Raw genomic sequence first — 351 nt, 5'->3', positions numbered from 1 at the left:
ACCGTAACCATTCTTCTCACTAAAATCGTGTTGCGCTTGGTCATAAGCAGATAGCAAACTTGCATACTCATCACTCTCGTAATCAGTAGCCGAAGCAATCTTCGTCTCCATGTCGCGCATCTTCTTTTCCAATGCAATGACATCAGAAAATGCATCAAGCATCTCATTGTACACAGACAAATCAGAATCCAGTCCTGAGTTCTGCGCCAAGTAAGCCAACTTGATACCCTTCTTCATTGAAATCGTACCTTCATCAGGTTGCGTTTCACCGATTAGCATCTTCAAGAGCGTTGACTTACCGGCACCATTGCGGCCAACCAATCCAACGCGTCCTTTATCTTGAATCTGCAT

Annotated in this window: 1 protein-coding gene; it reads right to left on the bottom strand. The window is 44.4% G+C overall.

The annotated features are described in order from the left end of the window. Positions 1-351, bottom strand: a 351-nt coding sequence (locus KH400_RS22870; protein WP_217228559.1) for an ATP-binding cassette domain-containing protein, incomplete at both ends; no start/stop codon positions are given.

The organism is Desertibacillus haloalkaliphilus (assembly GCF_019039105.1).
Taxonomy (GTDB): domain Bacteria; phylum Bacillota; class Bacilli; order Bacillales; family KJ1-10-99; genus Desertibacillus; species Desertibacillus haloalkaliphilus.
Note: the sequence above shows the minus strand (reverse complement) of the source record. Positions and strands in the feature narration are given on the sequence as shown.